Here is a 14,354-nt window from a genome sequence, read left to right as displayed (position 1 = left end):
GAACGAAACCCGACATTTCACCCACCCAACATTTCACCCACCCAACATTTCACCCACCCAACATTAACCCAACCGTATTGATTAGTAATTAGTAAGCAGTAATGGGTAAATTTCCTAACTTAAATCACCATTATTTATTAGCGATTACTTATTAGTAATTACCCACCACCCCTTACCCATTACCTCCTAATTATTTATCACCGACTCAATAGTTTGGTGATAAATAATCCGGCCCGGAGTAGTGCGAATGAACTGATTGAGCACCTTGCCGTCTCCGTCTTCCCGAACTCGGCGGAACTTGTATTCTTTCGTCACGATACCGTCGGTAGAGCGTTCTACCTTCAGTGGTTCTCCTTCAGGTTCTATGTTTTCGATAGCGCCTTGAAACCTCACCCACACATAGGAGTGCAAGTCAACGACTCCTTGTTCGTAAGCTACAACCGCGTCGGTAAGGTTGGAGAAATAGTGACCGGCTCCTTTTTGAGCGTCAGGATTTTCGGCTGTTAAGTAATAGCAACCGAGCACCATATCTTGAGAAGGAGTAACGATCGGTCTTCCGGTTGCCGGCGACATGATGTTGTTAGAAGCCAGCATCAGCAAGCGCGCTTCCGCCTGAGATTCCAAAGACAAAGGCACGTGCACGGCCATTTGGTCGCCGTCAAAGTCAGCGTTAAAAGCCGGACAGACTAGCGGGTGAAGCTGAATTGCCCTCCCGTCCACCAAAATCGGCTCAAAGGCTTGAATCCCCAAACGGTGGAGGGTCGGCGCCCGGTTTAGCATGACCGGGTGTCCTTCAATCACCTCCTGAAGCACGTCCCAAACGCTGGGATCGTTGCGCTGGATCAGTTTTTTGGCAGCTTTGATGTTGTTGACCAATCCTTGGCGGATCAAGCGGTGGATGACGAAAGGCTGGAAAAGTTCGATCGCCATTTCCCTCGGCAAACCGCACTGATGAATCTTCAGTTTCGGCCCCACCACAATCACCGAACGCCCGGAGTAATCAACTCGTTTCCCGAGCAAGTTTTGCCGGAAGCGCCCTTGTTTCCCTTCAATGATGTCCGACAGCGACTTCAGCGGGCGGTTGTTTGCGCCCACCACAGTCCGGCCCCGGCGACCGTTGTCAATCAGCGCATCCACAGCTTCTTGTAGCATCCGCTTTTCGTTGCGGATGATAATCTCCGGCGCCAGAATTTCTTGCAGTCTCGCCAAGCGGTTATTGCGGTTGATGACTCTCCGATAAAGGTCGTTGAGGTCACTCGTTGCAAAACGCCCGCCGTCTAACTGCACCATCGGCCGCAAGTCCGGGGGAATCACCGGAATCACATTGAGCACCATCCAATCGGGTTGAGAACCCGTAGCGATGAAGTTGTCAATCACTCGCAAGCGTTTAATTAACTTCGCCCGTTTTTGACCTTTAGCATTAGCAATATCTTCCCGCAACTTTTCCGCTTCACTTTCTAGCGGAATATTTTGCAGCAAAACTTGCAAAGCTTCAGCACCAATCCCTACTTCTACACCTGTGAGTGTGGAATCTTCGCTGTAAAGTTCGTCTTCTATTTCCAGCCAAGCATCTTCTGTAAGCAATTGCTTGTATTGCAGCTTCTCTGCATTACCTGCATTGAGGACAACGTAGGCATTGAAATACACGATTTGTTCGACATCTCGCAGCGGCATATCTAACAGAATTGCCATGTAACTCGGGATGCCTTTGAGATACCAAACGTGAGCGACTGGAGCTGCTAATTTGATAAAGCCCATGCGATGGCGGCGGACGCGAGATTCAGTGACTTCAACACCGCATCTTTCGCAAACAATGCCTCTATGGCGAACTCGTTTGTACTTCCCACAATGACATTCCCAATCTTTGGCAGGCCCAAAAATGCGCTCGCAAAACAAGCCATCCATTTCAGGTTTTAATGTCCTATAATTAATTGTTTCGGGTTTTGTCACCTCGCCGGTTATCTGACCGTTGGGTAAAGTTCTCTCTCCCCACTGTCGAATTCTTTCTGGTGAAGCTAACCCTATCTTGACGTAATCAAAGCGTTGTTCTATCTTAGCCATTTTGACTCCAATTGATGATTTACAGTCGATTATTTGTGGTAATTTATCTTTTTTGTTTGCTTGTTTTGCGGCTTAAATCAATTTTATTCTCCTCTATATGTGACATTCCTTTTGATATCAGAAATGACATTTCTGGACACCTCAAATTCCTGAGCAATTTTAGCAATGGATTCTCCGGCTTGAATTCGTTCTCTGATTTCAAGAGCTTGAGCAAAAGTAAATTTGCGATCGAGATGTCCACCCATGCGAGGAAGTGGAACCTGTTGACCTGCTTCCTTCCAAGTGACGTGATATTTAATATCGTGTATGGTTTTGCGGCCGACACTGTATTCCTGTGCTACATCCTTCATCCTCTCTCCTGCTGCTAGCTTTTGTCGAATTTCTCGCACCTTTTCCCAATCTAATTTGGCATTGGAAAGAGGATGACTTTTGCCTTGAGTGCGTCCTTTCTTAGAAGCATCTAACAAATTTTGAGTGCGAGTACCAGCCCAAAGGTGTTCTGGATTGATGCAACTGGGATTGTCGCAGGTATGACAAGCATCCATCGAAGTCGGAAGTTCATATCCTAATTTCTCGGCTAAAACAGCACGGGTAACTGATTTTAATTTCCCATTTTTCCAGTATCTGCCATAACCTTGACCATCCTTTCCACCTGAGAAAATGATGCAGCCGCTGTCTTGAATTTCTCCTAAAAAATTGGGTGAAACTGTAGTGAAGTTATCGGGAATATTTGTCTGAAGTATCTTAATAATAGTTTCATGTTGTACTCCATACTCTTTTGCTAGGTGGTTCTTGATGGTTCCAGATAAATATTTAGTCTGAATTTCCCGTAGTTGTGCGATCGACAATATGCCAATACCGGGAATACTTTTGCGTCTGGGAGTTTTGCGATCGCGCCCCATCATCTGCCCGGTATTTTCAGCCGCAGTTCCCGCTACGAGATGTGCTGGGTTGATGCAGCTTCGATTGTCGCAGGTGTGGCAAGCAAAATAACCGGAACCAAGGAATCCTGCTATTTTTGATTCGAGGACTAATCGGTGGACTAATACCGTTTTGCCATCGAGCCACTTGCGCCCGTAACCGTTGCCAAACTTGCTCCCTTGCCAGTTAATACAGCCTGTCGCCCGGTCAAATTCTCCTTCTATTCCTGGGACAACTGTTACAATAGTCATGTCAGCGTCTCTCCTCTTAAGAGCGTTGATTCGCCTCACCAGTGTTCGTACCACTGCTGAGGCATTTTAATTGGGACTTCTCGATTTTAGATGTGAGATGTAAGATTGAATGCTGTCAAACAATTCTTCAATCTAAAATCTAAAATCTAAAATCTAAAATCCCTAATCCTCGTCAAGTTCGTCACGAGAAAGCGATTCGTAAGTAGGCCGGGAGGGCGATCGCTTGCCCCCAGCATCTGCCATCAAATCCACCTCAACGTGCTCGCTGCCCTCGTCGGACGTATTCACCTTGTGCACAGCAATATCCAAGCACAAAGACTGCAACTCCCGCATCAGCACCTTGAAAGATTCCGGCGTACCGGGGCGCGGGATAGCTTTGCCTTTGACGATCGCATTCAGCGCTTCATTCCGCCCCTGCATATCGTCCGACTTGACAGTCAGCAACTCTTGCAAAGTATAAGCGGCGCCGAACGCTTCCAGAGCCCAGACTTCCATTTCTCCGAACCGCTGACCCCCCTGCTGCGCTTTGCCGCCCAAAGGCTGCTGCGTTACCAGCGAGTAAGGGCCTGTGCTACGGGCGTGGATCTTATCGTCTACCAAGTGAACCAGCTTCAGCATATAAGCGATGCCGACTGTGATCGGGCGATCGAACGGTTCCCCAGTTCGGCCATCGTAGACAATAGTCTTGCCGGGGTGCTTTTCGTTGAACACCCAAGGCTTGCCGGTTTTTTCGCGTGCCTCCTGTAGCTTGCCGTGTACGGTTTCGCGAGACTTTTCAGCGCCGTGCATTTCATCAAAAGGCACCATTTTGAACCGCATCGACAGATTTTCGCCGGCCCATCCCAGCAAGCACTCAAAAATCTGACCCACGTTCATCCGCGACGGTACGCCCAAGGGATTGAGCACTATGTCAACCGGAGTCCCGTCGGGTAAGTAGGGCATATCCTCCATCGGCAAAATCCGGGACACAATACCCTTATTCCCGTGGCGGCCGGCCATTTTGTCGCCGACTTGAATCTTCCGCTTTTGAGCCACGTAGACGCGGACGACCATGTTGGCGCCGGGGGGCAGTTCGTCGCCCTGTTCGCGGGTAAACACCCGCACGTCCACCACGCGGCCTTTTTCGCCGTTAGGGACGCGGAGGGAATTGTCGCGCACGTCGCGGGCTTTTTCGCCGAAGATTGCCCTCAGCAGTTTTTCTTCCGGCGGTTGGTCGGATTCGCCTTTGGGGGTGACTTTGCCGACTAGGATGTCGCTGGCTTCTACCCAGGCACCTTTGCGGATAATCCCCTGTTCGTCTAGCTGGCGCAGCGCGTCTTCGCCGACGTTAGGAATTTCGCGGGTGATTTCTTCGGGGCCGAGTTTGGTTTGACGGGCTTCGATTTCGTATTTTTCAATGTGGATCGAAGTGTAGACATCTTCGTACACCAAACGCTCGCTAATTAGCATCGCGTCTTCGTAGTTGTAGCCTTCCCAGGGCATATAAGCTACGAGGATGTTGTGACCCAGAGCGAGTTCTGCCCCCTCGGTGGAGGAACCGTCGGCGAGCACTTGACCTGCTACGACTCGATCGCCCTCATAAATCAGCGGACGCTGGTTTAAACAAGTATCCTGGTTAGAACGCTGATATTTTTGCAGTTCGTGTTCGATGCAGCCAGCATATTTTTGCTTCCAAACCGAGGGCTGTTTGACTTTGAGATCGTCGTATTCCTTAATCAGGAAATGTTCTTCGCTGGAATTCGATTCGGCATCTACAGCCAGGGGTTTGACAATAATCCGGGTAGCGTCGATGTATATCACCTCGCCGTCGATCCGGGAAACCACAACCATCCCCGAATCTCGCGCCGCCTGAGCTTCCAAGCCCGTACCGACGAGGGGCCGTTCTGGTTTCAGTAGCGGCACAGCTTGCCGCTGCATATTCGATCCCATCAGAGCTCGGTTGGCGTCGTCGTGTTCCAAGAACGGAATCAGCGATGTCGCGACGGAGACGATTTGCACGGGCGAAATCGCCATGTAGTCCACCTGCATGGGAGTGGTGGTAGTAAACTCTTGGCGGTAGCGGACGGCTACGGTTTCGCCCAAGAGGTTGTTGTTTTCGTCGAGGCTGATGTCTCCGGGGGCGACGCGCAAATCGTCTTCTTCGTCGGCTGTCATGTAAACAGGGGCTTTGTCGCGCAGCACCCGTCCTTTTTCTACTGGATAAAAAGGAGTTTCGATGAAGCCGTAGGGGTTGACGCGGGCGTGGGTTGCTAAGGAACCGATCAGACCGGCGTTGGGGCCTTCTGGTGTTTCGATCGGGCAAATCCGGCCGTAGTGGGACGGGTGAATGTCCCGTACTGCAAACCCGGCGCGTTCGCGAGTCAGACCTCCAGGGCCCAAGGCGGAAAGCCGACGTTTGTGCGTCAGTTCTGCCAGAGGGTTGGTTTGATCCATGAACTGCGATAGCTGGGAGGAACCGAAGAATTCCTTGATTGCTGCTACCAGCGGTTTGGGGTTTACCAGAGAGGCGGGGCTGAGGGAGTCGGCATCCGAGACTGTCATTCTTTCGCGGATGATCCGTTCTAAGCGGTTGAGGCCGACTCGGACTTGGTTTTGCAGCAGTTCTCCGACACTGCGGACGCGACGGTTGCCTAAGTGGTCGATGTCGTCGGTGGAACCGATGTCGAATTCGAGGTTAATTAAGTAGTCGATCGCGGTCAAGATATCTTGCGATGTCAGCACCCGCGTGGTATCGGGGACTGTCAATCGCAATTTTTTGTTGAGTTTGTAGCGGCCGACTCGGCCCAAATCGTAGCGTTTGGGGTCGAAAAAGCGCGAGTTGAGGAGCTGTTCGCCGCCCGCCACGGTGGGGGGTTCGCCTGGACGGAGTTTGCGATAGAGCTCCATCAAAGCTTCTTCTTCGCCGAATTGTCCTTCTTTCTCGATCGTTTTTTGGAAGTATTCCGGGTGGCGGAGTGAGTCGTAGATTTCGCCGTCTGTAAGTCCGAGGGCTTTGAGCAGCACCTGAGCCGATAGTTTGCGGGTTTTGTCGATTCTGACCCAGACTAAATCGTTTTTGTCTGTCTCGAACTTGAGCCACGCGCCCCGGTTAGGGATGAGCGAGGCGTTATAGGAACGCCGACCGTTTTTGTCGGTTTCCGATTTGTAGTACACGCCGGGGGAACGCACGATTTGGTTGACAATCACCCGTTCCGCGCCGTTGATGATGAATGTGCCGCGCTCGGTCATCAAGGGTAAATCGCCGATGAAGACTTCTTGTTCTTTGATTTCCCCTGTTTCTTTGTTAATCAGGCGGGTGGGGACGTACATTTGCACCGAGTAGGTGCTGTCCCGGCGCTTGGCTTCGTCCACATCATATTTGGGGCGCTTGAGTTTGAAGTCTTTGCCCATGAAGTGGAGTTCCAGCTTGCCCGTGTAGTCTGTAATCGGGGAGAAGCTGTCGAGTTCTTCGATCAGCCCGGCTTCTAGAAACCAGCGAAAACTTGCCCGCTGGATTTCGATCAAATCGGGCAAGGTGAAGGCGAATTCTGTGTAATCTTTAGTGGTCATGGGTGTCCTTTTTCCGCAGTGGCTCTAGCTTTTTACATGGCGCCAAGGCTGGGTTTTTTTTACCTTGTTGCGTTTTTTTGATGGATTGTGTGAGAGAATTTATATGATGTTTTCGATCGCCTGCCAACTGCTGCAACGGTTATTATTGCTTGGGGCTCGCAGTATTTTTGTGCGGATTTTAGTTTCGATCGAGATGCTTTTAGCTCTGATCTCGTGGTATCCCGGGGTGAATTCCCTACACTTTTGACTCCTAAAATTGACTTGACAGCTATTGCCAAATTGCTGAGGTTCCAAGTTTCTTCTGATGTGTAAGTTTGAGTGTGTAAGTTTGAGGTATTGCCTGAAGTTTTGACCGATCCCGAAGTTTAGCGTACTCGCGTTGTGTTGGTAGTTCCTGGGCGACCTCGCAGGATCGGATACTAAGCCAACGCCCGATCGGTCGGTTCTTTTTATTATAGGACGCAAATCCGATCGCAACAGGCAACGCCAAAAGAATCTCCAATAAAGGATGAATCCGGTTTTTCTGGCAGGATAGAAATGGGATTATCCCGATCGCTGGCTCCTAAATCAACCTGTTTTTCTCCTTTCTGTGCTCTGCTATAACTAAACAGAAAAGCCGAATAGCTGACAGGCATTTTCGGTTGTCTGCTGGGACAAAGTTAAGAGAGAAACTCCTCTCAATTTAGCAACTTGCTCGGCTACGTAGTAGACATAGGCTGGTTCGTTGCGTTTTCCCCGCTGGGGTACGGGGGCGAGAAAAGGGCAATCTGTCTCGACTAGGATGCGATCGCTATTTACCATACAAGCTGATTCTTGTATTTGCAAGGCTTTTTTAAAGGTGACTGTTCCGCTAAAACTAATGTAGAAACCTAGGTCTAAAAACCACTGGGTTTCTTCGGGTGTGCCTCCCCAGCAGTGCATGACCCCGCGCACGGGCCCGCGTGTTTGCCAAAAGTTCCTCAGCATTTCGGCCATTGGGGCTGCGGCGTCGCGACAGTGGATAATGACTGGTTTGTCAAGTTCCTGGGCGATTTCAAGCTGTGCCTCAAACACTTTAAACTGGTGTTCTCGATCGTCAGCTTTATAAAAGTCCAGTCCGGTTTCGCCGATCGCCACTACCCTAGAGTCCGAATTCGCTAATTCCCTAATCTGGATCGCAGTCTCATCTTTCCACTTGTCGGCATCTAAGGGGTGGAGTCCCACCGCAAACGAGACTTCTGCGAACTGATTGGCGATTGCTTGAATGCCGGCAAACTCTTCTGGCTCTACACAAGAATGAACCAGCCGAACTACACCAGCTTCGCGCCAGCGTTCTCGAATGGCTTCTAACTCAGATTTGTAGGTCTCAAAGTTGATATGAACGTGAGTGTCGATGAGCTGCATGGGGGAAGCAGATTAGAGGTGATACGGGAGAATCCCTGTCGGTGAGGTATCAGGGGTCGAAAAACCGAGAGTAGGAGACTGGGAGACTGGGAGGAAGTGGGAGAGTGGGAGAGGGGGGAGGGTGCGAGTGGGAAAAATCTTTCCTGTTCCTTTTTCCCTCAGTATCCCTCCGTTAAATCCCGTACACAATCCGTTTCCGAACTTCACGCTTGACTTCTTCCCTCAACATCCATCCCTTAAATCCGTCCCATCCCGTACACAATTCGTTGCCTTTGTTCCTTCTCTCTTACTGTCTTAAGATGCTACCGATGATGATACTTCGTGTGGCTTGAGAGTTCTTGCCAAGCGGGACTTTTTGCGAGCGCCGTTGTTGCGGTGGAGTACACCTTTTTTGACTGCTTTGTCGATTTTGCTGTAGGCCTCAGACATTCGCTGCTGGACTTCTTGCATTAATTCAGGGCTCGGAGCTGCGGCGTATTTGTCAACGGCCGCAAAATACTTCTTCATCAAAGTTTTGACCGCTGACTTGTAAGATTTGTTGTACAAGCGGTTACGTTCGGCGATTTTGACTCGTTTGACGGCGGACTTAATATTTGCCATAGTTCTGTTGCTGGAAGTAGGTATTCATTGATACACCCTAGTCTCAAGACAGTCTCAAGACACGGGGATTTTGAAGGACAACCTTTTCGGGAGCGATCCGCAAAAAGCTTGATTTTAAAAGGCTGAGTCAGACAGCCACTTTCCACTCGCTCAGAGCAATCTGAGTCTGTGGCTATTTTTTGGCGATCGCCCGCGCAATAATTTTTTATTGACTTATTTAACGGCCCATTTTTTGCCCCTGACTATACCCAAAGGTATGACACGGATGTTACGGATGCCTCTTGCGTGGTTTCCACCGTCACCTGTTAAATTCACGGTTTCTGGCGCCCAACTTTCCATTATACAATAATTTGGCGTTTTTATAAAAAAATTATCAGGTGTTGGAAAAACTAATATAGCATCTATTCTGCAAAGAATGTGATTCCCTGAAAAATCCAAGTTAAGCTATAACAAAGAGTACGGGTTATTGGGGCTTCGGCAAGAAGCACTTACCGCAGGTAGAAGGCAGAAGGCAGAAGGTAGAAGGTAGAAGGTAGCCTGAGTAGAAGGTAGAAGGTAGAAGGCAGAATCAACATTCTCCCGCTTGCACACTCTCCCCCTCACACACTCGGGCTCGGACACTCTCCCCGTCTGATATCGAACCCTCTCCCGCAGCACCCGGTTCTCTGGCGCACAATTCCTCAGAAAGGTTGTGACTTGTCCTCGGTGTTGCAAAATCCTCGACAGAGATTTAAACGCTGCACTGAAGCCTTTGAAAATGCCGCGAGTCTCGCGGTTTAAGCTTGTGGACTGGTGGTGGCCTACTTCAGCAGGAGATAGCCACAAAAATCCCCAATTGTCAAGCAAATGTTAGTGAATTATAGACGGCATTCCTAATCTCCATGCTGCGAATCATTACTCAGTGGGTTGAGGCACAAGCTGAACTGCGACGAATCTGCGATCGCACCCATGACGAACTTGTCGTTCACAAAGAAGCCACCGTCCGGGAGGTGCTGCAAGCTGTAAGGCGCAGAGGCGATCAGGCTGTGCTGCACTACACTGCTGAATTTGACCGCATGACCCTAAATGTGGAAGAATTACGGGTCAGCGGCGCCGAATTGGATGCTGCTTACCAGCAGGTGTCGAAAGAATTATTAAATGCAATCCGCTTAGCTTGCAAACAGGTAGAGGCGTTTCACCGACAGCGCGTCCCGAAGTCTTGGGTGCAGTTTGGTGATGACGAGATTGTTTTGGGCAAACGCTACACCCCGGTCGATCGAGCGGGAATTTACATTCCAGGCGGTCAGGCGTCCTATCCAAGCTCGGTGATCATGAATGCGGTGCCAGCGAAGGTCGCCAAGGTTCCGAGACTGGTAATGTGTACTCCCCCCGGACAGGAGAAGAAAATGAATCCTGCTGTGCTCGTAGCGGCTCAGGAAGCGGGAGTTGATGAGATTTATCGGGTAGGCGGGGCGCAGGCGATCGCAGCTTTAGCCTACGGTACGGAAACTATTCCGAAGGTGGATTTAATTACTGGGCCGGGAAATATTTACGTCACTCTGGCTAAAAAACTGGTTTACGGGACTGTGGGGATCGATTCTCTGGCTGGCCCGTCCGAGGTGCTGATCATAGCAGACGGCTCGGCAAATTCTGTGCACGTGGCTGCAGATATGTTGGCTCAAGCTGAACATGATTCGATGGCGTCGGCAATTTTGCTGACGGCGGATTCGGTGCTGGCGAGGAAAGTGGTGGCTGAGGTGGACAGACAGTTGGCAAATCACCCGCGCCGAACTTTAACAGAAAAGGCGATCGCCAACTATGGTTTAGTCGTAGTAGTTGACTCGCTCAAAGCGGCGGCGGAACTCTCTAACGAGTTTGCCCCGGAACACTTGGAATTGCAAGTTGCAGATCCCTGGGCTTTGCTCGACCAAATTCGCCACGCTGGGGCGATTTTCTTGGGCTGCTCGACGCCGGAAGCTGTGGGCGATTATTTGGCTGGCCCGAATCACACTTTGCCGACTTCTGGGGCTGCTCGCTATGCGTCGCCGCTGGGTGTCGAGACTTTTATGAAGCATTCGAGTTTGATTCAATATTCGCCTGCGGCACTTAAGAAGGTGGGTAGGGCGATTAATGTGTTAGCCGAAGCTGAGGGGCTTCCTTCTCACGCTGATTCGGTCCGGCTGCGGACTGAAAATGAGGGAAAGGGTGAGTTTTAGATGGTAGATTTGAGATTGGCGATCGAGATTTAAGTAGATGAGCGCCAAAATACATAATTAGTCAAAAGCCAGTGAAACGCAGTAAAACGAAGCAATTCGCTGGCGATTATCCTAGCTTTACATTCTGTGACAAGCGGCAAAGTTTATTTCCACCTACCTACTGACGCACTCCGGGCTTCAGAAACCGGGTTTCTTCAAGTATCTTGCTGAAATGACGCAATTATGTTAGGAAACCGGGTTTCTGCCTAGGCAATGATGATGTTGGTGGGAAGCGCGAAATTGTGGAAAGTAGGCGACAATCAACAAGAAATTTAAAGTCTAGTATCTGAGATTTAAAGGTGCATGGTATTGAATACAGTTTTGGTAGCGATCGACAATTCAGAGTTAGCGACTCAGGTATTGCAAGTTGTAGGACAATTTCAGCTAGAACCGACGGCAAAGGTGATTCTAGTTCATGTTGTAAGTTATGCTACGTCGGATTTTGACGCGGTTGTCGATCGACCTCACGCTCAGGGAAATGAGATTGCTTACCGAGAAGTGGAGAAGTTACTGCAATCTTATCAGGAAAAGTTGCCTTGCCAGAGCGATTTAGAAATTGTGTCCGGGGACCCTGCCGAGGAAATTTTGCGTTTGGCTAATATTTATAAAGCCGATTTAATTGCGATCGGCTGTCGGGGTTTGACTGGTGTAAAGCGGATTTTGGAGGGTTCGGTGAGTGCGGAGGTTGTGGCGGAGGCTGCTTGTTCGGTGTTGGTGGTGCGCGCGAAGTAAGTAGGCTGGTAAATGCGATCGACTATTGCATTTACATAAACCAATATAGCTATTAATACCATTTGTTAGTTGAATGCAAAAATTAACGACCTATCAAATATATGCTATTTTGTCAATTTACCGACCAACGGATAAATAAAAAACTTCCAATAAGCGATCGCTTTTAACCGCAGATTAACGGGGCTACAAAAAGGGCGATTCACGCTCGGGATAGCTCCGCTTCAGGCTGCTTGGAGGAATTGATATTATGATAGACAAAGAACCATTGGCTAAGCATTATCATTTATGCCTCCAACTGCGAATTGTCTAAAAATTCCTCTGCGCGGTGTTCTTGTTGTTCCATTTGTTCTACAAATCTTTACAGCAGTGAGCTTAACAGGTTGGCTTTCCTTACGCAATGGACAAAAAGCGGTTAACGATGTGGCGGCTCAACTTCGTCAGGAACTAATAGCACGCATTGAAGGAGAACTCAAGCAATATATCAACAAACCTCATGATATCAATCGTGTGAATTCAGTCGCTTTTGCACAAGGCCACATGGACATGGTGAATGGCCGCAACGCTAAGCAACTTTTAACCCAAGTGCAAATCTCCCCTTTTGTTTTTTCATCCTATTGTGGCGATGCTCAAGGATATTATCTAGGTGCCACTCGTCGAGGGTCAAAAATCGCGATGACTGCGAGTAATCAAGAAACAAACTATCATTTTTATTTTTATGAAATGGATAATAGGGGCGATCGGCAAAAATTCCTAGAAAAGGTAAACGCCCCTTACGATCCTCGCCAACGCCCCTGGTATCTTTCTGCTGTGAAAGCAGGGAGGCCTACTTGGAGCAATATTTTTGTGAATATTGTCAACAATGGTAAGCCTGCAATTACTGCCAGCGAACCTGTCTATGACTCAGAAGGTAAACTTCTGGGTGTCTGTGCCACTCTTGTTGTCCTCTCAGAAAATTTAAGGGAATTTCTGGGAAGTTTGTCTATTGGTAAAACAGGTAAGGCTTTTGTGATGGAGCGATCGGGTTCAATGATTTCTAGTTCCACAACAGAGCCACTAATCAAAGGACAAGGTAAAGCTCAGAAAATGATTGACGCCGTGGAAAGTAGGGAACCATTTGTGCGGGAGACAGCCAAATATTTGCTGAAATATTTTGGTAACTTTGACCAAATTCATAAATCAGAACAGTTAGAATTTACCCTCAAAAGTGAGCGGCAGTTTGTTCAGTTGCTACCGCTGAATGATGGTAGAGGCATCGATTGGCTAATTGTACTCGTCGTGCCTGAATCTGATTTTATGGAGCAAATAAATTATAATAGAAATACGACGATTATCCTTTGTCTGTTATCACTGGTAATCGCAACAGGATTAGCAATTATCACTTCACAATGGATAGCTAAACCTATTCGGCGATTGAGTCAAGCCAGTCAGGCGATCGCCAGTGGAAATTTCGAGCAAAATGTTCCCGACACTCTCGTAGAGGAATTGGTAAGTTTATCAGTATCTTTTAATCAAATGAGTCACGAATTAAAGAACTCTTACCACACCCTTGAACAAAAAGTAGAAGAACGCACTCAAGAACTACGGGAGACTCAAGCCCAACTCATCCAAAGTGAGAAAATGTCATCTCTGGGGCAACTGGTAGCCGGGATTGCCCATGAAGTGAATAATCCCGCGAATTTTATTCACGGTAATTTATCTCATCTTAGCCAATATACCCAAGATTTACTAGAGCTAGTACAGCTTTATCAAAAGTATTATCCCCAGCCGGTATCGGAGATTCAAGCCAAGTCGGAAGATATTGAGATCGAATTTTTGAGCGAAGACTTATCAAAACTGCTCAACTCTATGAAAGTAGGTTCAGAACGTATCCGCGATATTGTTAAATCTCTACGGAATTTTTCTCGATTGGACGAAGCAGATTTCAAAGCTGTCGATATCCATGAAGGCATTGAAAGCACCCTGATGATTCTGCAAAATCGTCTCAAGCCCAGACACACACATCCAGAGATTGAAGTGATCAAAGAGTACGGTAATCTGCCACCGATCGAGTGTTATGCAGGACAGCTTAACCAGGTATTTATGAATATTCTGACAAATGCTCTGGATGCTTTAGATGAGCATCGGGTGGAGAAAAAGACAATTCGGATTAGTACGAGTCTGTATAACTCAGAATTGGTCAGAATTTGTATTGCTGATAATGGGTGTGGCATCACAGAGGAAGTCAAAAAACGGCTATTCGACCCATTCTTTACAACCAAACCGGTAGGAAAAGGTACGGGAATGGGGATGTCTATAAGTTATCAAATTGTGATCCAAAAGCATAAAGGGAAACTGTGGTGTACATCAGAACCCGGAGAAAGAACAGAGTTTTGGATCGAAATTCCCCTAACTCAAAGTGTTATTTAGTTGAGGATATTCGCGAACTGTGGTATTATCTTGCCGAACCCATGAATCCGGTCTATCGATTTTAGATTTTAGATTTTAGATTTTAGATTTTAGATTGAAGCATGGACCCCACGGATAAATTCGGGGGCAAGTTTATCGGATAAGCTGTCGCGCATTTAAATTGTAGGTTCAGGGCGGGCGGGACGCTAGGGCCCCTACTCCCCACAATAGTTTGATT

Annotated in this window: 9 protein-coding genes; 3 read left to right on the top strand and 6 right to left on the bottom strand. The window is 48.4% G+C overall.

The annotated features are described in order from the left end of the window. Nucleotides 1–186: 186 nt before the first annotated feature. The 6 genes from QUB51_RS17365 to rpsT form a co-directional block, all read right to left on the bottom strand. Entirely contained in the window at nucleotides 187–2,061 is a 1,875-nt protein-coding gene (locus tag QUB51_RS17365; RefSeq protein ID WP_333054814.1) for a DNA-directed RNA polymerase subunit gamma, read from the bottom strand. Between the two features lie 83 nt (nucleotides 2,062–2,144). After that, a complete protein-coding gene (locus tag QUB51_RS17360) occupies nucleotides 2,145–3,233 on the bottom strand; it encodes an HNH endonuclease (protein WP_333054816.1) in 1,089 nt (362 codons plus the stop codon). A 162-nt stretch (nucleotides 3,234–3,395) separates the two neighbouring features. Further along, nucleotides 3,396–6,782, bottom strand: a complete 3,387-nt coding sequence (gene rpoB, locus QUB51_RS17355) for a DNA-directed RNA polymerase subunit beta (RefSeq protein ID WP_333054817.1) — start codon at nucleotides 6,780–6,782, stop codon at nucleotides 3,396–3,398. 452 nt (nucleotides 6,783–7,234) lie between these two features. Continuing rightward, nucleotides 7,235–7,417: a hypothetical protein gene (locus tag QUB51_RS17350; protein WP_333054818.1), complete on the bottom strand. Its 183-nt coding sequence runs from the start codon at nucleotides 7,415–7,417 to the stop codon at nucleotides 7,235–7,237. Next, nucleotides 7,386–8,165: a TatD family hydrolase gene (locus QUB51_RS17345; RefSeq protein WP_333262489.1), complete on the bottom strand. Its 780-nt coding sequence runs from the start codon at nucleotides 8,163–8,165 to the stop codon at nucleotides 7,386–7,388. Before QUB51_RS17345 ends, QUB51_RS17350 begins: the two co-directional genes overlap by 32 nt. A 294-nt stretch (nucleotides 8,166–8,459) precedes the next feature. Beyond that, entirely contained in the window at nucleotides 8,460–8,765 is a 306-nt protein-coding gene (gene rpsT, locus QUB51_RS17340) for a 30S ribosomal protein S20 (protein WP_333262486.1), read from the bottom strand. Between the two features lie 881 nt (nucleotides 8,766–9,646). On the opposite strand from rpsT, the gene hisD reads away from it, so the two are divergent. From hisD to QUB51_RS17325, 3 genes are all read left to right on the top strand, one after another. Continuing rightward, nucleotides 9,647–10,960: a histidinol dehydrogenase gene (gene hisD, locus QUB51_RS17335; RefSeq protein ID WP_333262483.1), complete on the top strand. Its 1,314-nt coding sequence runs from the start codon at nucleotides 9,647–9,649 to the stop codon at nucleotides 10,958–10,960. Nucleotides 10,961–11,302: 342 nt separating this feature from the next. Continuing rightward, nucleotides 11,303–11,731 carry a universal stress protein gene (locus QUB51_RS17330; RefSeq protein WP_333262480.1) on the top strand — a complete coding sequence of 143 codons (429 nt, stop codon included), beginning with the start codon at nucleotides 11,303–11,305 and terminating at the stop codon, nucleotides 11,729–11,731. Between the two features lie 366 nt (nucleotides 11,732–12,097). Continuing rightward, nucleotides 12,098–14,137 carry an ATP-binding protein gene (locus QUB51_RS17325; RefSeq protein ID WP_333262476.1) on the top strand — a complete coding sequence of 680 codons (2,040 nt, stop codon included), beginning with the start codon at nucleotides 12,098–12,100 and terminating at the stop codon, nucleotides 14,135–14,137. Nucleotides 14,138–14,354 lie beyond the last annotated feature (217 nt).

The organism is Microcoleus sp. AT8-A3, assembly GCF_036705675.1.
Lineage (GTDB): Bacteria > Cyanobacteriota > Cyanobacteriia > Cyanobacteriales > Microcoleaceae > Microcoleus.
The sequence above is the reverse complement of the archived record's forward strand: the minus strand, read 5'-3'. Positions and strand labels throughout refer to the sequence as shown.

Excerpts from the sequence above, each read along its gene's own strand:
- QUB51_RS17365 (WP_333054814.1), bottom strand. The coding sequence starts at position 2,061 with ATGGCTAAGATAGAACAACGCTTTGATTACGTCAAGATAGGGTTAGCT.
- QUB51_RS17360 (WP_333054816.1), bottom strand. The coding sequence starts at position 3,233 with ATGACTATTGTAACAGTTGTCCCAGGAATAGAAGGAGAATTTGACCGG.
- rpoB (WP_333054817.1), bottom strand. The coding sequence starts at position 6,782 with ATGACCACTAAAGATTACACAGAATTCGCCTTCACCTTGCCCGATTTG.
- QUB51_RS17350 (WP_333054818.1), bottom strand. The coding sequence starts at position 7,417 with ATGCCTGTCAGCTATTCGGCTTTTCTGTTTAGTTATAGCAGAGCACAG.
- QUB51_RS17345 (WP_333262489.1), bottom strand. The coding sequence starts at position 8,165 with ATGCAGCTCATCGACACTCACGTTCATATCAACTTTGAGACCTACAAA.
- rpsT (WP_333262486.1), bottom strand. The coding sequence starts at position 8,765 with ATGGCAAATATTAAGTCCGCCGTCAAACGAGTCAAAATCGCCGAACGT.
- hisD (WP_333262483.1), top strand. The coding sequence starts at position 9,647 with ATGCTGCGAATCATTACTCAGTGGGTTGAGGCACAAGCTGAACTGCGA.
- QUB51_RS17330 (WP_333262480.1), top strand. The coding sequence starts at position 11,303 with ATGGTATTGAATACAGTTTTGGTAGCGATCGACAATTCAGAGTTAGCG.